The following is a 383-nucleotide window of genomic DNA, read 5'->3' as shown; positions in this document are numbered from 1 at the left end:
ATGTAACTCTTCTTTAACGTTGTTCGAAATCTGATTTGCTCTTTTAGCAATTACCACTAAAGATTCGTATAAGTTATCTGTAGTTTTATCTAAATCGTGTACGTTTCTGGTTACTGTAGTATTTGGTACAGCAGGTTTGTTAGTATTCATGTATTACTTGTTTTTAATATTCGTGTTATCAGCATTAGTTGGTTTTGTAGAAACGGTATCCTTTAATTTACCAGTTCTGATCAACATCTGCTTGTATTTTTCCTGATCAGCGGCATATAATGCCAATTCTTGTTTTGTAGCCACAATACCAGCCTCAACATCATCCTTAAGTACCTTTGCATCTTTAGTGTATTTACTGTCAGGATGGTTTTCAGTAAACTCAGTATATAAAG

The 383-nt window shown here is 33.4% G+C and carries 1 protein-coding gene and 1 pseudogene; both read right to left on the bottom strand.

Features of this window, described 5'->3' with window-relative positions; all coding sequences use genetic code 11:
• The coding region (locus tag AC1DND_RS29610) for a DNA-directed RNA polymerase subunit omega (protein WP_477586634.1) at nt 1-150 on the bottom strand (150 nt) is incomplete at its 3' end.
• Between the two features lie 3 nt (nt 151-153).
• Nucleotides 154-383 (bottom strand): annotated as a pseudogene (locus tag AC1DND_RS29605) (outer membrane protein assembly factor BamD); the annotation flags it as partial.

The organism is Pedobacter sp. 01N416 (assembly GCF_056399685.1).
Note: the sequence above shows the minus strand (reverse complement) of the source record. Positions and strands in the feature narration are given on the sequence as shown.